23 protein-coding genes and 1 other annotated feature are annotated in these 22,656 nt (G+C 40.1%); of the genes, 8 read left to right on the forward strand and 15 right to left on the reverse strand.

Annotation, left to right across the window (positions count from 1 at the left end; translation table 11 throughout):
• Nucleotides 1–27 precede the first annotated feature (27 nt).
• From NHG49_RS23900 to NHG49_RS23920, 5 genes are all read right to left on the reverse strand, one after another.
• The gene (locus NHG49_RS23900) at nucleotides 28–447 is read right to left on the reverse strand and encodes a DUF3888 domain-containing protein (RefSeq protein WP_064474533.1); all 420 of its coding nucleotides are present in this window, start codon (nucleotides 445–447) and stop codon (nucleotides 28–30) included.
• A 92-nt stretch (nucleotides 448–539) separates the two neighbouring features.
• Complete coding sequence (gene moaD / locus NHG49_RS23905) at nucleotides 540–773, reverse strand: molybdopterin converting factor subunit 1 (RefSeq protein WP_064474532.1); 234 nt, start codon at nucleotides 771–773, stop codon at nucleotides 540–542.
• 2 nt (nucleotides 774–775) lie between these two features.
• On the reverse strand, nucleotides 776–1,240 hold the full coding sequence (moaE, locus tag NHG49_RS23910) for a molybdopterin synthase catalytic subunit MoaE (RefSeq protein ID WP_000185929.1): 465 nt from the start codon (nucleotides 1,238–1,240) through the stop codon (nucleotides 776–778).
• Complete coding sequence (mobB, locus tag NHG49_RS23915) at nucleotides 1,237–1,752, reverse strand: molybdopterin-guanine dinucleotide biosynthesis protein B (protein WP_064474531.1); 516 nt, start codon at nucleotides 1,750–1,752, stop codon at nucleotides 1,237–1,239. The genes moaE and mobB overlap by 4 nt, the downstream gene beginning before the upstream one ends.
• Complete coding sequence (locus tag NHG49_RS23920; protein ID WP_064474530.1) at nucleotides 1,722–3,011, reverse strand: molybdopterin molybdotransferase MoeA; 1,290 nt, start codon at nucleotides 3,009–3,011, stop codon at nucleotides 1,722–1,724. Before NHG49_RS23920 ends, mobB begins: the two co-directional genes overlap by 31 nt.
• Before the next feature lie 83 nt (nucleotides 3,012–3,094).
• Here NHG49_RS23920 and moaC point away from each other — a divergent pair, with 83 nt between their 5' ends.
• The gene (gene moaC, locus NHG49_RS23925) at nucleotides 3,095–3,580 is read left to right on the forward strand and encodes a cyclic pyranopterin monophosphate synthase MoaC (protein ID WP_000094144.1); all 486 of its coding nucleotides are present in this window, start codon (nucleotides 3,095–3,097) and stop codon (nucleotides 3,578–3,580) included.
• A 37-nt stretch (nucleotides 3,581–3,617) separates the two neighbouring features.
• Here moaC and NHG49_RS23930 read toward each other — a convergent pair whose 3' ends face one another.
• From NHG49_RS23930 to NHG49_RS23955, 6 genes are all read right to left on the reverse strand, one after another.
• A complete protein-coding gene (locus tag NHG49_RS23930) occupies nucleotides 3,618–4,631 on the reverse strand; it encodes a molybdopterin-synthase adenylyltransferase MoeB (protein ID WP_064474529.1) in 1,014 nt (337 codons plus the stop codon).
• Nucleotides 4,632–4,647: 16 nt separating this feature from the next.
• On the reverse strand, nucleotides 4,648–5,661 hold the full coding sequence (moaA, locus tag NHG49_RS23935; RefSeq protein WP_064474528.1) for a GTP 3',8-cyclase MoaA: 1,014 nt from the start codon (nucleotides 5,659–5,661) through the stop codon (nucleotides 4,648–4,650).
• 232 nt (nucleotides 5,662–5,893) lie between these two features.
• A complete protein-coding gene (locus NHG49_RS23940) occupies nucleotides 5,894–8,767 on the reverse strand; it encodes a BclA-related collagen-like exosporium protein (RefSeq protein ID WP_258126594.1) in 2,874 nt (957 codons plus the stop codon).
• Nucleotides 8,768–8,885: 118 nt separating this feature from the next.
• Nucleotides 8,886–9,209, reverse strand: coding sequence for a hypothetical protein (locus NHG49_RS23945; RefSeq protein WP_064474526.1), 324 nt, complete (start codon nucleotides 9,207–9,209; stop codon nucleotides 8,886–8,888).
• A 20-nt stretch (nucleotides 9,210–9,229) separates the two neighbouring features.
• Nucleotides 9,230–9,454: a spore germination protein gene (locus tag NHG49_RS23950; RefSeq protein ID WP_064474525.1), complete on the reverse strand. Its 225-nt coding sequence runs from the start codon at nucleotides 9,452–9,454 to the stop codon at nucleotides 9,230–9,232.
• A gap of 76 nt (nucleotides 9,455–9,530) precedes the next feature.
• Nucleotides 9,531–9,836, reverse strand: a complete 306-nt coding sequence (locus NHG49_RS23955; RefSeq protein ID WP_064474524.1) for a rhodanese-like domain-containing protein — start codon at nucleotides 9,834–9,836, stop codon at nucleotides 9,531–9,533.
• 199 nt (nucleotides 9,837–10,035) lie between these two features.
• Between NHG49_RS23955 and NHG49_RS23960 the strand changes: the two genes are divergently transcribed.
• Nucleotides 10,036–10,218: a hypothetical protein gene (locus NHG49_RS23960; protein ID WP_000171896.1), complete on the forward strand. Its 183-nt coding sequence runs from the start codon at nucleotides 10,036–10,038 to the stop codon at nucleotides 10,216–10,218.
• A 49-nt stretch (nucleotides 10,219–10,267) separates the two neighbouring features.
• Here NHG49_RS23960 and NHG49_RS23965 read toward each other — a convergent pair whose 3' ends face one another.
• Complete coding sequence (locus tag NHG49_RS23965; protein WP_258126596.1) at nucleotides 10,268–11,392, reverse strand: homoserine O-acetyltransferase family protein; 1,125 nt, start codon at nucleotides 11,390–11,392, stop codon at nucleotides 10,268–10,270.
• A 152-nt stretch (nucleotides 11,393–11,544) separates the two neighbouring features.
• On the opposite strand from NHG49_RS23965, the gene NHG49_RS23970 reads away from it, so the two are divergent.
• The 5 genes from NHG49_RS23970 (at nucleotide 11,545) to NHG49_RS23990 (ending at nucleotide 16,793) form a co-directional block, all read left to right on the forward strand.
• Nucleotides 11,545–13,740: a spore germination protein gene (locus NHG49_RS23970; protein WP_258126598.1), complete on the forward strand. Its 2,196-nt coding sequence runs from the start codon at nucleotides 11,545–11,547 to the stop codon at nucleotides 13,738–13,740.
• Between the two features lie 16 nt (nucleotides 13,741–13,756).
• The gene (locus NHG49_RS23975; protein WP_064474522.1) at nucleotides 13,757–14,851 is read left to right on the forward strand and encodes a spore germination protein; all 1,095 of its coding nucleotides are present in this window, start codon (nucleotides 13,757–13,759) and stop codon (nucleotides 14,849–14,851) included.
• Complete coding sequence (locus NHG49_RS23980) at nucleotides 14,827–15,906, forward strand: Ger(x)C family spore germination protein (protein ID WP_088047661.1); 1,080 nt, start codon at nucleotides 14,827–14,829, stop codon at nucleotides 15,904–15,906. Before NHG49_RS23975 ends, NHG49_RS23980 begins: the two co-directional genes overlap by 25 nt.
• 90 nt (nucleotides 15,907–15,996) lie before the next feature.
• Nucleotides 15,997–16,182 carry a hypothetical protein gene (locus NHG49_RS23985; RefSeq protein WP_000038782.1) on the forward strand — a complete coding sequence of 62 codons (186 nt, stop codon included), beginning with the start codon at nucleotides 15,997–15,999 and terminating at the stop codon, nucleotides 16,180–16,182.
• Nucleotides 16,183–16,370: 188 nt separating this feature from the next.
• Nucleotides 16,371–16,793, forward strand: a complete 423-nt coding sequence (locus tag NHG49_RS23990) for a pyrophosphohydrolase domain-containing protein (RefSeq protein WP_048562049.1) — start codon at nucleotides 16,371–16,373, stop codon at nucleotides 16,791–16,793.
• 44 nt (nucleotides 16,794–16,837) lie between these two features.
• Here the strand turns inward: NHG49_RS23990 and NHG49_RS23995 are convergent, their stop codons facing one another.
• Entirely contained in the window at nucleotides 16,838–17,893 is a 1,056-nt protein-coding gene (locus NHG49_RS23995; protein WP_258126599.1) for a hypothetical protein, read from the reverse strand.
• A 140-nt stretch (nucleotides 17,894–18,033) separates the two neighbouring features.
• On the opposite strand from NHG49_RS23995, the gene NHG49_RS24000 reads away from it, so the two are divergent.
• Nucleotides 18,034–18,462, forward strand: a complete 429-nt coding sequence (locus NHG49_RS24000) for a GNAT family N-acetyltransferase (RefSeq protein ID WP_064474519.1) — start codon at nucleotides 18,034–18,036, stop codon at nucleotides 18,460–18,462.
• Nucleotides 18,463–18,488: 26 nt separating this feature from the next.
• Here the strand turns inward: NHG49_RS24000 and leuS are convergent, their stop codons facing one another.
• A complete protein-coding gene (gene leuS, locus NHG49_RS24005; protein ID WP_064474518.1) occupies nucleotides 18,489–20,897 on the reverse strand; it encodes a leucine--tRNA ligase in 2,409 nt (802 codons plus the stop codon).
• 65 nt (nucleotides 20,898–20,962) lie between these two features.
• Nucleotides 20,963–21,182 (reverse strand) — a binding site (T-box leader).
• A 188-nt stretch (nucleotides 21,183–21,370) separates the two neighbouring features.
• The gene (locus NHG49_RS24010; RefSeq protein WP_064474517.1) at nucleotides 21,371–22,564 is read right to left on the reverse strand and encodes an MDR family MFS transporter; all 1,194 of its coding nucleotides are present in this window, start codon (nucleotides 22,562–22,564) and stop codon (nucleotides 21,371–21,373) included.
• Nucleotides 22,565–22,656: the final 92 nt, after the last annotated feature.

Here is a 22,656-nt window from a genome sequence, read left to right on the forward strand (position 1 = left end):
CCTTTCTTTACTAAATGTCATAAGTTATCACTCTGAATCATTAGAGTGCGCTTTTATTTTTTCTTTTTCCCGTTCACAAACCTTTTCTGCAATAGCACCAGAAACATTCTTTTCTCGCTCCACCTTCTTTATTTTCACGTGATCTAAATGATCTTCCAAAGTAAGTGTAACTTTATCATTCGGCGGATTATGTGCACCTTGGAACGTAAGAAATTGTAGCGTGACTTCAAATCTAGGAACGAACTCATCTTTCTTACCGAGACGCTTTATATTTATAACTGAAGCACACTCATATTGATCTTCTGTCACTTGCCTAATAACTGAATAGTACCTATTCGATAATGCACTCTCTAACAGCTGTTCCCTAGATTCTTTCGCAAAAGAATCACTTGGAGAAGAAAAAAAGATTGCACATAGCGTTGTAATAACTACACATATTTTTTTCATAACACCCTCCTTGTTCTATAAGTTAGTGTTCGCAAAACTTCCATAAAAAAACGACTTCCCTATGTAGGAAAGTCGTTTTAATGAATCCAATATTAACCACCGCTCACTGGTGGGATTAGTGCAACAACATCACCATCTCGGATCGTGTCATCTTCATTTGCATATTCTTCATTAATCGCAACCATAATTGATGCTGCCATTGGTACATTATATTCTTTAGCAACAACATCTTTTAACTCTGCAACCGTAATATTTTCTTTCTCTATTTGTAACTCACTTGTTCCTGCTTCCTCTTGCAAGTACGCAAATAACAATACTCGAATCATACTTATAGCTCCTTCCCAGGCTCTCCCGCCGGATATGGTGTTTTCTCTAATTGATCACCAATCCATGAGTCTCCATCTTCCCAAAACTCCTTTTTCCAAATCGGAACAATTTGTTTTATGCGTTCCATAATGTATTCATTCGCCTCATAAGCCGCTTTACGATGCGGTGTTGAAACAGCAACAACAACCGCGATATCAGAAATTTGCAGTGTACCGATGCGATGTGTAATCGCAACGTGTGTACCTGGCCACTTCTCTTTCACTTCTGAGCCAATTTTCTCTAGCATCTTTTCTGCCATCGTTTTATAAGCGACATATTCTAAGTATAATGTACGACGCCCTTTCGTAAACTCCCTAACCGTTCCAATAAATGTTGTAACAGCACCACATTCGCGGCGAATAACCTTCTTCGCTACCTCTTCAATCGAGATTTCTGTATCAATTACTTCATAATACGTATTTGTCATTTCGTACTCCTTACCGTTTGTATAAACCAGTCTATATACAACTCTTCTTCTGTTATATGAAATACTTTATATTCTTCTCGTAAGTTTGCGGGAGCATCATGCCACGTAATAATCGCTACTATATTTTCTACTTTATGTAAAAGTTCAACGTCTTCCGCAGAACGAAGTAACACTACTTTCGGATAGCTCTCTTTTTTATAGCCCTCTATTAAAATTGTATCCACTTCAAAAAACTCATATAAGCGAATAATTTCTTGCAAGGACCATTCCTCTCTTAATGACGACAGTGAAAGTAATCCAGCGCCTTCTACACTACTGACAACAGCACCAGCCTTTCGGTGCCTTTCACTATCTTTTTGCGCTACTTCTGGAAAACCTCCGTGCCCGTGATGTTTAATGGCAGCAACTTTCATTTTCTGTTCAGCTAACGCATGCACTATTTTCTCAACAAGCGTTGTTTTCCCGCTATTTTGATACCCTACTATTTGTAAGATTGAAGGGGTTTTTCCCATGGCCAATCACATCCCTCGGCGTGCTCTAACAACAATACAGTTACTTTCATCCCTGCCTCAAATCCTCTCGTTCCTCCAGGCAACACAATAAAAGCATTCGCATCGGCAAGTGAAGAAACCGCACTCGATTTATCTAAACCGACCGGCATCGCTTGTAATACCCCTTCCGCGATTGTTACCTTTGCTCTTACAAAACGAGTAAATGGATTTGGCTTTGGAAAATCTTTTTGCAAAATAGCATCAGCTCTATATACGTGAGGCTCTTTCACATACAAATATGTTTTTATAACCGGATGCACAAATAACTCAAAGCCTACGTAGCAAGCTGATGGATTCCCTGATAAACCGAAAAGTAACTTCCCATCAACTTCAGCTACTGTCGTTACACTTCCTGGTCTCATTGCTATTTTATTAAAGAGTACATTCGCTTGTAATCTTTCATAAATGGCCGGCAAGTAGTCATAATCTCCTACCGACACACCGCCTGTCGTAATTAAAATATCAACCTCATCCATCGCCGATTGAACAGCTGCAAAGCATGCATCTAACTCGTCAGCAAGTTGGCCATAATAACGAACTTTCCCTCCGGCTTTCATAATTTGAGCTGCAATCATATAAGAGTTACTGTTTCTAATTTTCCCCGGCTGTAACGACTCATGTACTTCTAACAATTCACTTCCTGTCGTCACGATACCAACAACAGGCTGTTTTACAACTTTCACAGTACTATATCCAAACGTCGCTAATAAGGCCGCAACACCTGGATTAATTGCAACACCTTTCTTAACGAGAACTTGATTTTGCTTTATATCTTCCCCTTTAAATGACACATTGTCACCACTATGAAAAGGACGCTTTACCTTCATATATGTTTTTCCGTTCTTCTCAAACCCCTCCGTCAGCTCTAGCATTACGACTGCATTACATCCCTCTGGAATAGCTGCTCCCGTCATAATACGAACCGCTTTAAAAGGCGCTACTTCATCTAAAAAAACAGATCCTGCTCCGATTTCTCCTATTACTTCAAACTCAATCGCATTCTCTTGATTTGCTTCTTTCGTATCTTCTGCTCGAATTGCGAAACCATCGTAAGGAGACCGATCAAAATGAGGAACGTCATGATCAGAGACAACATCCTCTCCAAGAATTCTCCCGTAACTTTCCGCAATAGAAACTTCTTCTACTTCACCATTCTTCGTATATTCCATTACTCTCTTTACTGCCTCAGCAACTTGAATCGGAATTCGTTTTTCTACCATCGTTTCTCACCCCATATTTGCAATTTTTTTTATCTCGATTAAACTTTATATATTAAATAGAAATTACTTCAAGGAGGAATTCCATGTCTTCATTCACACACTTTAATGACCAAGGACGCGCGAAGATGGTTGATATAAGTGACAAAAAAGCAACCGTTCGAACAGCAATTGCGTGCTCTAGCATTGTCGTTACAAAAGAAATTTACGATAAAATCTCTCACAATGAAATTGGGAAAGGTGACGTACTAGCAGTTGCACAAATCGCAGGTATTATGGCTGCGAAACGCACTTCTGATATTATCCCAATGTGCCATCCTTTATTATTAAAAGGTGTTGACGTTTCTTTCGATTGGAAACAATCCGAAGAACAATATCGATTACTTATTGAAGTAAAAGTTAAAACAGAAGGTAGCACCGGTGTTGAAATGGAAGCTTTAACAGCTGCTTCCGCTACAGCTCTTACTGTGTACGATATGTGCAAAGCTGTTGATAAAGGTATGATTATTGGCGAAACGTACTTATTTGAAAAAACAGGTGGAAAAAGTGGAGATTATACGAGAAAGTCTTAATCTTCTCTCCGTTGAACCTAAAGGGCTCCCTTTAGGTTCAACCTATATATCTTGCATATAAGCGTTTTGCTACATTTATATCATTCGTCCCATGAATAAACGCCCTGCCATCTGTAAATAAAACAAAACGAAATTCCTCCACCGGAAAGGATAATAAATACGGAGTAGCTTTTACATTCACACTTCTTTGTAAGCGCTTTTTAATTTCTTCTAAATTAAATTCATTCCGCACACCTGGACGGATTTGTACTGTATTTCGGCCACATAACACTTCTGTTTTCGTTTGTGCTTCAAATGTTAAACTCGGATATGTACGTAATCTTCCGCAAGATAAACATGTGTCTTTTTTCTGCCTATTCACTTTAAATGCCATCTGTTGATTATTCCAAAGATCAAACGATAACATCGTTTCGCGAAGCGCCCCATAGTCTTCTACTAATATTTTCAGCGCTTCCGTTATTTGATGTGCAACTACTAATTGCACGGCCGGCTGTATAATACCCGCCGTATCACATGTTGCCCCGCTCGCTGGATGTTCCATTAAACAGCGGAAACACGGTGTTTTTCCTGGTAAAATTGTATATGTTACTCCGTAGCTTCCGACACAACCACCATATATCCACGGAATATTATACTTTTGTGAAATATCATTAATAAGAAGACGTGTTTCAAAATTATCTGTCGCATCTAATATTAAATCTACATCATTCACTAACGCTTCCATTTCTTGCACTGTTACATCCGTCACAACCGGGTTTATTTCCACCTCAGAATTAATCGCTTTTAAATGCTCCGCCGCTGCTACCGCCTTTGGTTTATATTGCTTTGCATCTTCTTCTGTATATAATTGTTGTCTTTGTAAATTACTCCATTCTACATAATCACGATCCGCAATTGTTATTTTGCCAACACCTGCTCTAACAATTGCTTCTGCATTCGCTGCACCGAGAGCACCAGCGCCGATAATAAGCACATGCTTCTCTCTAATTTTTCTCTGTCCTTCTTCTCCAACACCAGAAAATAATATTTGTCTTGAATATCGCTCCTGCATACGATAGCCCCCTTTCTTATCCTCCTATATAAGACATTTCAATTTTCGGACGATTCTTTGCACTTTCTTCTGTCCGTTCATCCGAATACCTGTCTTTTCTATTCATCCATACATTTTGTATAACGCTTACTAACTCATCATCTGAAAGATTTCCTCTAAGAAGCTCCCTTACATCCAATCCTTCTGTCGCAAATAAGCAAGTATAAAACTTTCCATCTGCCGAAATTCTTGCTCTCGTACAAGAGGAACAAAATGACTCTGAAACAGAAGTAATAAAACCGACTTCGACATTTGTTCCAACGTAACGATATCGCTTCGCAACTTCACCGAAATAATGCGCTTCAGCTGGCTCAAGTGGATACACACTATGAATCATTTCAATTAATTCTTGCTTTGTAACGACTTGGTCAAAGTTCCATCCATTTGTACTACCAACATCCATAAACTCAATAAACCTAAGTGTGATTCCTTGCTCTTTAAAATAAGCAGCCATCGGAAGTACTTGATGGTCGTTCATTCCTTTTTTCACAACCATATTTACCTTTACATCAAGCCCAGCTTCTTTTGCAGCCATAATTCCCTTTATAACAGGTTTCGTATTGATATTCCGGCCATTAATATCCTTAAATACATCGTCATCTATTGCATCTAAACTAACATTTACTCTATGTAATCCAGCTTTTTTTAATGCTTTTGCTTGTTTCGTTAAATGAATTGCATTTGTCGTTAACCCTATATCTACTAACCCTTCAATTTTCACGAGACGTGCAATAAGTTTTGTTAAATCTTTACGCAGCAGTGGCTCGCCACCAGTAAGTCTAATTTTTCGTACACCGATGCTAACAAATAGTTTTGCCAAACGTTCAATTTCATCAAACGTCAGTAAAAACTCATCTTTCAAAAAAGCATAATCTGGCCCAAAAACTTCCGCTGGCATACAATATGTACATCTAAAATTGCAACGATCAATGACAGATATGCGCAAATCTTGAAGTGGGCGTCCAAAAAAATCTGTAACCATCTCCTGCATCGCCACCCTCCCTTTCTGCCAAATTTCTCTCTTTTCATTCTATTATAATATATTTTCGAACTGCGATGTTTTTGCTCAAGTGAATAAAGTGAAACTTTCCTAACCAATTAGACTACCTACAAATAACTAGATAAAGTGAAACTTTAATCAGCCCTCACCAATCGGGCTTTTACGGGCAATTAATGCGAGATAAAAAACCTTGAAGCATAAAAGCCCCAAGGTTTTCTCCCTATTAACTTAACCTAATAATAGTTAGCGTAGCTCCTGGTGTTGTCGTAGATAATGTAGCTATTGCAAGTAATCCAAATAACTGCAGACTAATAGCGGCTCCAGCAGGCAAATTAGCAATGATTGTCGCATTAAACGAACCTGTAGCTACTGCTGGTGAATTAACGGTTCCTGCAAGTTGAACCCCGTTTACAGTTATACGTGAACTTACGAGTAAAGCTGCCGTTATATTAATTGTATAAGCTATATAATAATTCCCTGCATTCGCAACTGTGAATACAGTATTCGTACCGTTAACAGTGATCCCTGGTCCAATATTTTGATTGTTCGGTAACGGTACATTCGTACCACCTAACAGAACAGAAATAGCACTTCCTGATGTATTATTTGCAAATGAGTACGTTGCAGTTGTACTAACTCCGGTCACACCCGTTGCTCCCGTGGCCCCGGTTGCTCCCGCTCCAGTTGGGCCTGTTGGACCTTGAATTCCTTGCGAACCGGTTGGACCAGTGGACCCTGTTGGGCCTTGGGAGCCTGTTACTCCCGTTGGACCTTGGATTCCTTGGGGGCCTTGAATCCCTTGAGGACCTGTCGCTCCGGTTTCTCCAGTGGATCCCGTTGGGCCTTGTGGACCTTGAATTCCTTGAATTCCTTGAATTCCTTGCGGGCCTTGTGCTCCGGTTGCCCCAGTATCCCCTGTTGGGCCTTGTGGACCTTGCAATCCTTGCACGCCTTGCGGACCGGTTGGCCCTATTTCTCCTTGAACACCTTGAATTCCGGTTGGGCCTTGTGGACCAGTCGGACCTTGCACCCCTTGTATCCCCTGAATTCCCTGCGGACCTTGTGCTCCGGTTGCCCCTGTCACACCTTGGATTCCTTGGGGGCCTTGATCTCCTTGAATTCCTTGTGGACCGGTTGGACCTTGAATTCCTTGCGGACCCTGGATTCCCTGTGGACCTTGATCTCCTGTTGCTCCCGTTACTCCTTGTATCCCTTGAGGCCCTTGCACTCCTTGCGCGCCTGTTGGACCTTGGATTCCTTGCACACCTTGAATTCCTTGGGGTCCCTGTAAGCCCGTCACCCCAGTTGCTCCTGTTTCTCCTGTCGCTCCTGTCACTCCAGTTGAGCCTGTCGCCCCGGTATCTCCAGTTGCTCCTGTCTCCCCGGTTGCTCCTGTCGGTCCAGGTGGTCCACCGGATGGACCTGTCACTCCCGTCGGACCTGATGGCCCCGTTGGACCACTCGGTCCTGCTGGTCCTCCAGAAGGACCAGTTACCCCTGTTGGACCGGTTACTCCAGTTGGGCCTGTAGTTCCTTCCCCTGTCGCACCAGTTACGCCCGTATCTCCTGTTGCTCCCGTCGGACCTTGGCCCCCTTGAATTCCCTGTGGCCCCTGCACTCCTTGCGCACCCGTTGGACCTTGAATTCCTTGAATACCTTGCACGCCCTGTGCTCCCATTGGACCTGTTGGGCCTATTTCCCCTTGAGTACCTTGCACTCCTTGCGGGCCCTCTGGACCTGTTGCACCTATATTCCCTTGTACACCTTGAATTCCAGTTGCTCCTTGTGCTCCTGTTGCTCCTGTTACACCTTGAACCCCTTGAATTCCTTGAATTCCTTGTTGACCTTCTGGACCGGTTGCTCCTATTGGCCCTTGAATTCCCTGTATACCTTGCGGACCCTCTGGACCGGTTGCTCCAGCTGGTCCTGGCACCCCTTGTATTCCTTGCGGACCTTGAAGTCCTTCTGGTCCTTCTGGTCCTGTTGGTCCGATCTCACCCATCGGGCCTTGAATCCCTTGAACTCCTTGTGGTCCCGTTTCTCCTGTTGGACCTGGTACCCCTTGAATTCCTTGTGGACCTTGATCACCAGTTGCTCCGGTCACACCTTGTGGTCCAATAGCCCCCTGTATACCTTGCGGACCTTGATCTCCAGTTGCCCCTGTTATCCCTTGAATTCCCTGAACTCCTTGTATTCCTTGTTCACCAGTTATGCCCGTCGGACCCGGAATACCTTGAATACCTTGCGGACCTTCTGGACCTGTTGGTCCAATTTGCCCTTGAACCCCTTGTATTCCTTGCAATCCCTGTACTCCTGTTTCTCCTGTACTTCCAGTCGGTCCTGTATTTCCCGTTACTCCAGTTACACCTGTACTTCCTGTTACCCCTGTATTTCCCGTTGCTCCCGTCGCACCTGTACTTCCACTCGGTCCACCTCCTGGACCTGTCGCACCAGTTGCCCCTGTCGGACCTGGTGGTCCTCCAGATGGACCCGTTATCCCTGTTGGACCTGTTATTCCAGTTGGGCCTGTAACCCCTTGACCAGTTGCTCCTGTTGTCCCCGCACTTCCACTCGGTCCTTGTGGGCCTTGTATCCCTTGCGCTCCTTGTATTCCTTGTGGACCTGTTGCTCCCGGTAACCCTTGCACTCCTTGAATTCCTTGAGGTCCCTCTGGCCCGGTAGCTCCAATCGGCCCCTGTAACCCCTGTATCCCCTGTATACCTTGTGCCCCAGTCGCTCCGGTCGGACCAATCGGACCTTGTAACCCTTGCACTCCTTCTGGTCCTGTCGCTCCCGTTTCTCCTTTTGGTCCCCTCAATCCTTGTGGCCCCTGCTGTCCTTCTGGTCCTGTTGCCCCCATTGGTCCAACTGGCCCTTGAATCCCTTGCACTCCTTGAGGTCCTGTCGGGCCCCTCTCTCCCATCGGACCTTGAAATCCCCTTGGTCCTTGTGGTCCAGTCGGACCTTGCGGGCCGGTTGGACCAGTAATCCCAATACCAGTAAATCCCGTTGGAACGGGAGGAAAGGTAGGCCCAATAAGATTTGGTGAAATTCTGAAATTAGAGTTTAATGAATTTTGTTTATCGCGCTCTCTCACACTTTCACCACCTACACACTATCTTTTTTACATTAAACAAACCTCTTCTTAATGTGTATTTACAAAAACAATCTCCAAGACTATTTTTATTTGAAATAATAAAAACTCCCTTAATTCTTTAAGGGAGTCCAGCAGTTGAATCCAAATTATCTGTATTTGGGACGGCTTGTGCTATACCCGATACATTTGTACCTTGCCCCATATTTGTTCCTGTTACAGTACCAGCCGGAGTACCTCGTGTATATGTTGTCGTCACCGAATCTCCAGGCTGTAAACAAAGCTTTGTCTCCGTTCCTATTACTGTAACAACATCAATCCAAGTACACCCCATTGAACCACTATACGATTTCGTAGCAGTAAAGGACGTATCACTCAAATTATCACCGGTAAATATATTCCCAGTGTTATTCACAATAATAAACTCTTTTATACGAGCAGGCATAATTACACTCTACCTTTCCTCTATGAACCTAATGTACGTGTACTCGTTGCTAATGGCGGAAGAAACACTGATGTTCTAATCACTGCTTCTGACTGTCTTTTCCCATTTAAAAAAATAGCTGCACTCGATCCTCCAGCACCTGCATATATTTTCGCTACAGCTAAAGGTGAGATATCATAACAGTCACCAACATTAACAGCCCCTGTATTATTAATAATTTTTACTTTCCGCAAGTTAATCCCCATTTACCTATCCCCCTTTTGTACACTGTATGCAAAAGAAAAAAACTTGAAACAAACACGTTTCAAGTTTTTTAGCTACTTATTTCGTTTCACCTTCATATTGAAGCATACCGCCAACCATGTTCATTGTTTTAAATCCTTGCTCATTTAAATAATGGCATACATTTTCACTGCGCATTCCCGAGCGACAAATAAAGATATATTCATTCTCTTTATCAAAGAAATCTACTTTATTTGGGATATCACCCATTTTAATATGTACAGCTTCTGGAATTTTCCCTGCTGCTACTTCTTCATCTTCCCTTACGTCTACTAAAAATAACGTTTCTCCACTTTCTAAACGCTCTTGCACTTCTTCTGTAGTAATTATTTTAACTTCTGTCATATGTCGTTCCTCCTTATATACAATAAAACCTTTAATCTCTTCTTTAAACAACCATTTCTCATCAATTTTAGCATGCGAAAGAAAGAACGCAAAGATTGGAAATTTTATTTCTCAATTTTCCTGCAAAACTTATTCTTTACAAACATAACTCGTGCATTGTATCCTCAATATACTTGTTTTATGAAAGGAGCCAATGAAAATGACACTTTTTCTTTTCATTACGGGCATCATTTTCTTAATCGCCGCAATTATTGCACTTAGTATGAAGAATAATAAAAAGATAAAATCACCACAAGAAATGTCATTCTTATTTCTATTGCTTAGTATCGCATTCTTCGGTATAGCAATTGCCACTTATATTTTCCGTCTACAAATCATGTAAAAAAAGGTGCCTACTACATACATCGCACCTTTTTCACACCATTTATTCTCTACACCAAACTAGATACTTTCCGATTTAAAAATTCATAAACTTTCTTTTCAAATAAATGAATATCAAATGCTCCCGCCATATGCCCATTTATACTTTCTATCTCATACACTTCCGCATACTTCCCTTGTTTTTGCAAAATGTCTACCATTTTATAATTATAACGTGACGGCTGAAGCAAATCTTGTTTGCACGGAATCATAAGTACATTTGCTTCTATGTTAGACAGTGCCTCTTCTAAAGACGAAAATCCATGCGCAATATCATGTAATAAAACTGCTTTCGCAGTGTATATCCACGAATTTGCATCTACTAACTCTATACTTCTATATGTCACTTTATTTATTTCTTTCTCAAATGATGTTAATATCGAAAACTTTTCATAAGGTTCTACTTCTATACTATTACGAGGGAATTTTGTTTCATAAAAATGCTCATCAAATGCGTTCATAAACATCATTCTATTTGCTAAATGAAGTCCCTTCATTGGCTGCTCTTCTCCATATTTTCCGCCCTTCCAACTTGGATCCAGTTGAATAGCCTCAATTGCATTTTGTGCTACATTTACCGACGTAATAATTGGATTTTGCGGGTTCGTAATAACACCAATCATCCGCTCTACCATATGAGGATAATGAACAGCCCATTGCTGCGCAATCATCCCACCAGCTGACGGTCCCATTACAGCATGTAACCTTGAGATTCCCATATCTTTTATTAACTCATATTGCATACGAGCTACATCAAGAAATGTAAAAACCGGAAAATCCATCGCATATTCATCTCCAGTTTTCGGATGAATCGATTTCGGTCCCGTTGTAAACACATAAGGGTTCTTCACCTGTACATTACAAAGATTATCAGTGCATATAACAAAATATTTATTTGTATCAATTGCTTTTCCCGGCCCAATTAAACCATCCCACCAACCAGACTCCCCATCATGCGCTGTATATTTTCCTGCCGCGTGACTCGTTGCACTAAAATAATGGCATACCAAAATTGCATTTGACCTTTCTCTATTTAAAGTACCATACGTCTCATACCCCATTTGAACAGGAATTCCCCTACCATTTTCAAACGTAAACTCTCTTAAAACAAATTTTTCTTTTTTTACAAATTGCACAGACTCGCCCTCTTCCCGTCATAGTATGAACTGCTTACTAAAGGATTTTTTCTATGCAAACCATTCTCCTCCTTCTTTTCATAAATAAATGAATAATATACAAAATTAGCCACAAAATAGCACTATATTACACAATCAAAGAGGGCATACATATGATCTGGAATTGGCTACGTAAGAAAAAAAAATCAAATACGACAGAGAAAAACGAAACAGATAACTCGGAGCAACAGCCTAACAATCAAGAGGATGATAACAAAGAACAGACTAGAAGTATGAAACATAATAAAGATAGCAATAGCGAACAAAAAAAAGAGGAACACAAAGAGCCTTCTCAGGATCCGCAGCAACAACAAAATTCTAAACAAGACGACTCCGATCAGAATCAACAACAACACTCTAAGCAAAACGACCCGGATCAGAATCAACAACAACACTCTAAGCAAAACGGCTCGGATCAGAATCAACAACAAAATTCTAAACAAGACGACTCGAATCAGAATCAACAACACTCTAAACAAAACGACTCCGATCAGAATCAGCAACACTCTAAACAAAACGACCCGGATCAGAATCAACAACAACACTCTAAGCAAAACGGCTCGGATCAGAATCAACAACAAAATTCTAAACAAGACGACTCGAATCAGAATCAACAACACTCTAAACAAAACGACTCGGATCAGAATCAGCAACACTCTAAACAAAACGACTCCGATCAGAATCAGCAACAACACTCTAAGCAAAACGACTCGGATCAGAATCAGCAACAAAATTCTAAACAAGACAACTCGGCCCAAGATCAACAGCAAAGCTCTAAGCAAGATAACTCATCTCAAGATAAACAGCAAAACTCTGGAAATAATAGTATTTATGATTTTACGAAACCAGAAAAAGACCGTATTCATTCTCTACAAGATTTAATAGCAAAGCTTAAACAGTCTAGTGATTTTGTTAATTATCACACATCTGATGATGAAACGATGCCTTATTGGATTTCTTACTATCGTCCTTCACTTGATGGAGAGAAATTACAGAAATATTTAATGCCTATTCTGTTAGAACGACCTTGTACTTCATTAGAAGAGCTAAAAGAACATATTCCGATGAGTGGTATTACAATTACGAACGACTTACAAAAAATTGAGGACATGGTTTTAAAGGGACATGCGATTATTCAATTGAATCAGCAAGATCAAAAGTGTATGCTTGCAAACATTGCAATTGATACTTACCGGGCACCAAGCCCTCCATTAAATGAATCAACAGTTATCGGTCCACAAGAAGGCTTTGTAGAAGCTATTGATACGAATATTAATTTAGTACGAAAACGCCTTCCTGTTTTAGATTTACAAACAAAAGAAATGATTGTCGGCGAATTTTCCAAAACGAAAGTTGTCATGATGTATTTAGACAACCTCGCCGAAAAAGATAATGTAGATTTTCTCGAGGAGTCATTACGTGCTCTTGAATATGATCAAATTAATGATAGTGCTTATATACAAGAACTAATGGGTGAAAAGTCGATTTTCCCTCTCTATATCAATACAGAACGTACTGATAGAGTGACAAAAGCACTCATTGATGGGAAAATTGCTATTTTTGTGGATGGTTCTCCAAGCGTTTTACTAACACCTGTATCCTATTTCGATTTTTTCATTTCACCAGAAGACTATAACGTCTCTTGGTTATACGCTACATTTTCACGCATTTTACGCCTTATCGCTGTTCTATTTTCAATCTGTGCTACACCTTTATATGTTGCAGTTTTAAATTATCATTATGAACTCATTCCGAGTGATTTACTTGAAACTTTGATTTTATCAAGGGCGCAAGTACCGTTCCCACCTTTAATTGAAGCACTCTTTTTAGAACTCGCAATCGATTTATTAAGAGAGGCTGGCGCGAGGTTACCGATGAAAGTTGGTCAAACACTCGGTATTGTAGGCGGTATCGTAATCGGACAAGCATCTGTACAAGCTGGTTTAACGAGTAACATTTTATTAATTATCGTTGCCTTATCAGCACTTGCTTCCTTTATTACACCTATTTATAAAATGGGTAATGCAGTTCGATTACTACGTTTTCCGTTTCTAGCATTCGCAGAAATAGGAGGGCTCTTCGGGATTTCTCTTGGATTTATCTTTTTATTTACTCATCTATTCAGGCTTACTTCCTTACGTAAACCGTACGCTTTGTTTTATCCGACAAGACAACAATCCGTTAAGGATTCTTGGATTCGTTTTCCTTTAACAATGATTGATACAAGAGATGTACAAGCAAGACCACAACATGTAAAAAAAGCAGCAAAAGGAATTTCAACAAAACATAGATCAGACTTCGATGAGTAAGAAATGAGGTGCATTGATGAGTAAAGTTCAAGAAAAATATCAAATATCTCCTATCTTTGTTTTCTTCTTAATTCACAGTGCACAGTTTGGTGCTGGTGTTCTCGGGTTCGCTCGAATTATTGCAAAAGCTGCTGGATACGACGGCTGGATGGGGGTTCTCCTCACAGGAATCATTATTCATATTCTCATCTGGATGATGTATTATTCATTAAAAAATGTAGAGGGAAACTTAATTGATTTACACAAACAACTTTTTGGAAAATGGATTGGAAATGGTATTAGTATCCTTTTTATGATTTATTTTTTTATTGTAAGCATTTCTGTTGTTAGAACTTATGTCGAAATCATTCAAGTGTGGATGTTTCCTAGTGCATCCACCTGGATGCTCACATTCTTTTTATGTTTAATAAGTTATTACATTATTTCATCAGGTTTTCGCGTTATTGCAGGAATTTGTGTTATTTCTGTTGGTGGGACATTAGGTTATCTTTTTCTAAGCCTTTTCATTTTAAAATTCTCACATTGGGATAACTTACTTCCAATATTTTCACATTCTTTTACCGATATTTTGAAAGCAGCTCAACTATCTATTTATAGCATGACAGGATTTGAAATTTTCCTGATGATTTATCCATTTGTTAAAGAGCCAGAGAAATCCCATAAATTCGCACAATACGGGGCATTATTTTCCAATATTCTATATTTGTTTAGTACCATTCTCGCTTTTACATTCTTTAGCGAAAAACAACTACTCAAAACAATCTGGTCTCAACTGTCCATGACACAAGTTATTAAGCTTCCTTTTATTGAGCGACTTGAGTATATTGCTATTTCTGGTTATGCTCTCGTTATTATTACCAGCTTTATCCTACCTTTATGGGCCGCAACTAGAGGAACGCATGAAATCTTTCGTGTGAAGCAACGAGGTATTTTAATCGCATTTATGCTTATCACCTTAGTTGTTTCACAACTTCTAACGAACAGGCATGATATTAATGATTTTATTAGCAATGTATCTAAAGTTAGTTTTTGGCTTATCTATGTATACATCCCAATTCTATTTATTATTGTGTGGGTGAAAAAACAATGGAAAAAATCAAAAGAAAATTAATACTTCTTATTTGCATCAGTGTCTTCAGTCTAACTGGTTGTTTACAAAAAAATATTATTGATGATGTTCAGCTCATTCAAGGAACTGCCTTCGATACAGCAAAAGATAATAAAGTAAAAGTTACATTCGTTTGCCCCGTACAAAAAAAGGGAAATAAAGTTCAAGTCTATGAAGGAACAGGAAACGCAGTAAAACAAGTAAAGGCAGATACATCTTTAGAATCTTCGCAACCGTTCGCAAGCGGTCAAATGCGTGTTGCCTTATTCACAACAAAGATTGCTAAAAAAGGATTATCAACTTCCTTTGATACATTGATTCGAGATGTGAATATTGGTAACTCACTGTATGTTGGACTATTAGAAGGCAGTGGTACTGAACTATTTAAAGGAAAATATAGTACCTCTTACAATGTTGCGATTTATATAAAAAAAATGTTAGAACATAATATGGACACTGGGCCTTTGCCAACTGACAATTTGTATTTAGGCGCCTTCAGGTACTACCGTGAAGGACAGGATTCCTATATGCCTATCCTAAAAAAACATGGAGATAAAATAAAGATTACTGGTATCGGTCTCTTGAAAAAGGATAAGTTAGTCGGCACAATTAAGTACCACGATATGTTTGTTTTCAAAGGACTGCTAGAAAAGCACCGCCTAGATTCACATGAATTTAAAACCAATCCTGGCTATGCAATGATTAATAACATCCGTTCCGTTCCTACCTACGAAGTAACTATAAAAAATGGAAAACCGTCTTTCTATATTCATGTGAAAATGGAAGCTCGTATTCAAGAATTATCTCGAAAATTCAACTTAGAAAATAAAAAGAACACGCAAAAAATAGCGAAAGCGGTTGAGAAACAGTTAGATGCAAAAGCTACAAAACTAATTAAACAGTTTAAATCCTTAAATGTTGACCCTCTTGGACTTGGAGCAAAATATAGACAACATTATCGTCCATTTAAATTAGAAGAGTGGCGAAAAATGTACAAAGATGTGCCAATTAAAGTAAAATACACCGTTAATATTACAAATTCTGGTGTAATCGAATGAGAAATGATTGAACTCCTCTCTCCAGCATGATACAACGGATAGAGGAGTTTTTATTTTAGATAGAGAGAGAAGATATTTATGGGGGAGCTTATGTCTAAAAAATTAGTAAAGCCTATTTTAAATGGTATTTTATTTCTCGGCGTCTTTTTATTTGCTCATACATACTTAAAAAATGTTTCCTTCACACGTTATTTACTTGTCGTTATACCAATGTTGCTCGTTGGTATGTTTGGCATCGATCTTATTTTATCCATTTTAATAAAAGAAGAAAAATAACGAGCAGGGCTGTCCCAAGAGTATTGCGGGATGGCTTTCTTTTTTAACGGGTTTTGTCATTAAGTCGATATAATCTTTCACTATCGCTATCTTAACTAAAAGATGAAACTTTTGAACAGTCCCTTTTCATTTCATAATCACCCTATGTTACAATGAGATTCGGACAAAGCGAGAAAGGATGAAACAACATGACAAACGAAAAAGGTTTAGATAAAGGGTACGAACTTGTTGCAAAAATGCATGAAGAGTTCGGACATCCTGTGACAAATACTCCAACAAAACTAACAGAAGAGCGTGCAAAAATCCGTGCAAGTTTTATGCAAGAAGAGCTAGAAGAATTTCTAGAAGCGACGACTGTTGAAGATCAATATGATGCACTAATTGACCTTATTTACTTTGCATTCGGAACGTTTGCCGAAATGGGCGTACGTCCTGATAAAGGATTCGAAATTGTAAATAACGCAAACATGGCAAAACTATTCCCTGATGGAAAACCTCGATTCCGTGAAGGTGACGGCAAAATTCTAAAACCAGAAGGCTGGCAAGCACCAGAACCACAACTTCGTGCTGAAATCGAACGTCAGCGCAAAGAAGCTGAAAAAAACTGCTAGGATTTCCTAGCAGTTTTTTATTATGTCTTTTTTCCTGCGATTCATTAATGACCCACGTGTCCCGCGTGTCCTGCTGCTCCACTAATGCTAGCTGCTCCTGCCGCTGCTCCTGCTGCTCCCGTTCCAATTCCACCTGCCCAAGGAGAAGATTGTTGCTGTTGTTGATATTGCTGATATTGTGGGTGTTGTTGACCCTGCTGGCCATGTTGACCGTGTTGGCCTTGGTGACCGTGTTGACCTTGATGACCGTGATGACCGTGGTGATGTACTTGTTGTTGATGACCATGGTGACCGTGCTGATCATGATGACCGTGCTGACCGTGGTGACCTTGATGACCTTGATGACCGTGCTGGCCTTGGTGCGTTTGATAAAGAACAGCTTGCGGATGAATGTGGTGGTGACCGTGGTGATGTACTTGTTGTTGATGACCATGGTGACCGTGTTGGCCTTGATGATGATGGTGTCCATGATGACCGTGTTGACCTTGATGATGATGGTGTCCATGATGACCGTGTTGACCTTGGTGATGATGGTGTCCATGATGACCGTGTTGACCTTGGTGATGATGGTGTCCATGATGGCCATGTTGGCCTTGGTGATGATGGTGTCCATGATGACCGTGTTGACCTTGATGGTGGTGATGTCCATGATGACCGTGAACAACTTGCGGATACCCACCTATTCCTCCAGCTACAACACCTACTCCCGGTACCGGAAATCCGGTCTGCACTCCTCCAACGAAAGAAGGAAATGTAGTTGGTGCTCCTACTGGAAATCCTGTCTGTACGCCAGCTACTGATGTCGGAAATCCTCCTGTTACTGTAGGCATTCCAGCCCCTGATGTCGAAAATCCCCCCATTGATGTAGGCATTCCAGTTTGCATGCCAGCTACCGATGTTGGGAATCCTCCTGCTGCTCCACCCATCCAGCTCGGAATTCCACCGTATCCTTGTTGGCCAGCCCCTCCCATCCAGCTCGGAATTCCACCGTACCCTTGTTGGCCAGCTCCTCCCATTAACATCATTTGTGTATAACTGTCCGATTCGCCTCCGAAGAAACCATGTGGTGCATTATTGTCCATCCCTTTCATTCCTTTCACCTCTTCTACTCAATTTAGCCTACCTTTTTTATCATATTTCCTATAGAAAAATAGGTGTTTGTCTGTATGGGAATTCCGCTCCTTTTTCTTCTTTCATGCTAAAATTAATTAACTGAATATTTTTTTAGGAGGTATTTCCATTGAAAAACGTAACAAAGGCTTCTATCAATGACTTAGATGCAATCTTACATATAGATATTGATGTAATCGGAGATGATAGTAGACGAGATTATATTAAACATACTATCAATGAGGGCAGATGCATCATTGTAAAAGAGAACAATTCTATCTCTGGTTTTCTAACATACGATACAAATTTCTTTGATTGTACTTTCCTCTCATTAATCATCGTTTCGCCAGCGAAAAGAAGGCACGGCTATGCAAGCTCGTTAATCTCATATATGTTAAGTCATTCTCCTACTCAAAAAATCTTTTCTTCGACAAACGAATCAAACGATAGTATGCAGAAAGTTTTTAGTACGAATGGATTTGTACGTAGTGGAATAGTTGAAAATTTAGATGAAGGAGATCCTGAAATTATTTTCTACACAAAAAAGCTCAGAGCATAGATGCTCTGAGCTTTTTTAAAAATACATTAGTTTGCAACAACGTTAACAAGTTTTCCAGGAACAACAATTACTTTACGAACTGTTTTCCCTTCAATTTGGTCTTGAATTGCTTCAAGTGCAAGTTGTTCCATTTCTTCTTTTGATGCGTCTTTACTCATTGTTAGTTTTGCGCGAACTTTACCCATAATTTGAACAACGATTTCAACTTCATCTTCTACAAGTTTAGACTCATCAAATGTTGGCCAGCTTGCATATGTGATTGTTTCATTGTATCCAAGTTTGCTCCATAGTTCTTCCCCGATGTGAGGTGCAACTGGTGCAATCATTTTTACGAAACCTTCTACATATTCTTTCGGAAGTGTTTCAGCTTTATATGCATCGTTAATGAATACCATCATTTGAGAAATCGCTGTGTTGAAGCGAAGCTCTGCATAGTCTTCTGTTACTTTCTTCACTGTTTGGTGGTAAGCTTTTTCAAGCTCTTTATTTGGTGCATCAGTAATTTTCTCACTTAATTCACCATTATCTTGAACGAATAGACGCCATACGCGGTCTAGGAAACGACGAGCTCCGTCAAGACCATTTTCAGACCAAGCAATCGAAGCATCTAACGGTCCCATGAACATTTCGTATAGACGAAGTGTATCTGCACCATGGCTTGCTACGATATCATCAGGGTTTACAACGTTACCTTTTGATTTACTCATTTTCTCGTTGTTTTCACCTAGAATCATACCTTGGTTGAATAATTGTTGGAACGGCTCTTTCGTTGGAACTACACCGATATCATATAATACTTTATGCCAGAAACGAGCATATAGTAAGTGAAGTACAGCGTGCTCTGCTCCGCCGATATAAATATCAACTGGAAGCCATTGTTTTACTTTTTCAGGATCTACAAGTGCTTCGCTATTGTTTGGATCGATGTAACGTAGGTAATACCAGCAGCTACCAGCCCATTGTGGCATTGTATTCGTTTCACGACGACCTTTTTTACCAGTTTCAGGATCAACAACGTTTACCCACTCTTCAATGTTAGCAAGTGGTGATTCACCTGTACCTGAAGGACGGATGTTTTCTGTTTTCGGAAGAACTAATGGTAATTCTTCTTCTTTCACAGCTGTCATTGTGCCATCTTCCCAGTGGATTACTGGAATTGGCTCACCCCAGTAACGTTGACGGCTGAATAACCAGTCACGTAGACGGTACGTTACTTTTTGATTTCCTGCGCTCGTTACTTCAAGCCATTCAATCATTTTTACGATTGCTTCTTCTTTATTTAAACCATCAAGGAATGCTGAGTTTACGTGTGCACCATCACCTGTGTATGCTTCTTTCGTAATGTCTCCGCCTTTTACAACTTCCTTCATTGGAAGATTGAATACTGATGCGAATTCATAATCACGCTCATCGTGAGCTGGAACTGCCATTACAGCACCTGTTCCGTAAGTTGCAAGAACGTAATCAGCGATCCAGATTGGTAATTTCTCACCGTTTACTGGGTTAACTGCGTAAGCACCAGTGAATACACCAGTTTTCTCTTTCGCAAGTTCTGTACGCTCTAAATCGCTCTTCATTTTAACAGAGTTAATGTAAGCTTCTACAGCTTCTTTTTGCTCTGCTGTTGTAATGTCTGCAACAAGCGCATGCTCTGGAGCAAGTACACAGTAGCTCGCACCAAATAGTGTATCAGGACGCGTTGTGAAAACTGTGAATTTCTCGTCTGTACCATCGATGTTGAAGTGTACTTCTGCACCTTCAGAACGACCGATCCAGTTACGTTGCATATCTTTTAAGCTTTCTGGCCAATCAAGCTCATCTAGATCCTCTAATAGACGATCTCCGTAAGCTGTAATTTTTAACATCCACTGTCTCATCGGACGACGCTCAACTGGATGTCCACCGCGCTCACTCTTACCGTCAATGATTTCTTCATTTGCAAGTACTGTACCAAGTGCTGGGCACCAGTTTACAGGTACTTCATCAACGTAAGCTAAGCCTTTTTCAAATAGTTTTAGGAAGATCCATTGTGTCCACTTGTAGTAGTTTGGATCTGTTGTATTTACTTCACGATCCCAATCGTAAGAGAAACCTAATGCTTTAATTTGATTACGGAACGTATTAATATTAAGCTCTGTAAATTCTGCCGGGCTGTTTCCAGTATCAAGTGCATATTGCTCTGCTGGAAGACCGAATGCATCCCATCCCATTGGATGAAGAACGTTATATCCTTGCATACGCTTCATACGAGATAAAATATCTGTCGCTGTATAACCTTCTGGATGTCCTACGTGTAGGCCTGCACCTGATGGATATGGGAACATATCTAGTGCATAAAATTTTGGTTTTTCTGTCTCATCTGGCGTACGGAATGTTTTATTCTCTTCCCAGTACCCTTGCCACTTCTTCTCAATATTTTGATGATTAAAGCTCATGAGATACCCTCCTTGAAATTCTATTTATTTTCACCGCCCAAAATACAAAAAACCTCTCATCCCTAGAAAGGGACGAGAGGTTATAGATTCCCGCGGTACCACCCTAAATTAATGTACAAATATACATTCGCTTAGATCCGTAACGTGGATTAACGGCAATTGCTACTATTAGTTTCACAACTGCAACTCAAAGGCGAGTTCATAACGAAACGTGGATTGACTTGCACCGACCGTCAACTCTCTAAACCAGCTTCTATTACTACTACTCCTTCTCACTGTTATTACAAATATAAGTTAATGTGAACTACCCATCACTTCGTATCTCTAAAGAGCTTACTTGAAGCTAAGGCTTCTCGGTTAATCGTTACTCTTCATAACTAACGAATTAGTCTTAGGACAGCCGAGCTATCTCCCTTGTTCCAAAGGTTGTTTTATTTAAATATATTCTAAAACATGTTACATGTTCCGTCAAACTAAACTGCAATTTTTTCTTCAACTGTTTCTTCTACTTTTACTCGTTTATCATACATACTCGTTGCAATAATCGCTACTACAAGCATTACCATGATTGCTATAAACAATACTTCCATATTGTATAAATCAACAATTGCTCCGCCAACGACCGGTCCGAACATTTTCCCTACAGTCGCTGCGCTATTTACAACGCCTTGATAAAATCCTAACTTATCTTTTGGCGCAAGTATATTTGCAATGGTCGGAACTGCTGGCCATACAAATAACTCACCAATTGTTAATGTTACCATCGCAACGAGGAACATCGTAAATTGCTGCGCTTGACTTAATACAATGAATGACGCCGCAAAAATGACGATTCCAATCATAATTTGTTGTTTTAAAGAACGCTTCATCCAGCGAATTAGCATACTAACTAGTGGCTGCGCACAAACAATCATCGCTCCGTTTATCGTCCATAATAAACTATAATGGCGGAGGCTAATATTTAATTCCTGCATATGTGTTGCAATTGCCCCTTGCCACTGTACATATGTAACCCAGCATAAAGCATATGCTACACATACGATAAGAAGTGCTTTGAATCCAGGTGTAAGTGTCCAGCCTTTTTTCGTTTCGACTTCTTTTTGCACTCCTGGCTCTTTCTTGTCTTCCATACCACGGAATCCAATAAAAGCAATTAAGAAGAAAACAAAGTATAAAATAAAATTAGCTAAGAAAATATAATCAAAACGGTAAGATGCAACTAAACCACCGCACGCTGTTCCGATCGCAATACCAACGTTTTGTCCAACATACATCGCATTAAATGCTCGTCTTCCGCCCTCTGGCCAAACCGTACCGACCATCGCATACATCGATGGGAAGACCATTCCAGAACCAAAGCCGATTAATGCTAGCCACACAACATATAACGGCCAACCGTGGAAGAACACAAGACCTAAAATCGATACGAGTGTAATAATAATCCCTAATAAAATTGATTTATAACCGCCCCATTTATCAAATAAAACACCGCCGAGCAAGTTTCCGATTACACCAGTAAGCGAGTTGATCATTAATACCATTCCGGCCACAGATAAAGATTTCCCTAGGTGATCATGCAAATAAATTGTATTAAAAGGCCATAAAAAAGAAGCACCCGTGACATTAATAATCATCCCAGCTACTAATAGCCATACTTTCCTTGGCATAGTCTCCCCTCCTATTCTATTTTTTCGTTCATCTATAACAGTAAAATTGTAGTCGTTTTTAAATAGGAAGGCAACTGATTAATAGTTGATGA

Origin of the sequence: Bacillus sp. IBL03825 (assembly GCF_024712505.1) — a bacterium.
In the GTDB taxonomy this organism is placed as follows: domain Bacteria; phylum Bacillota; class Bacilli; order Bacillales; family Bacillaceae_G; genus Bacillus_A; species Bacillus_A wiedmannii.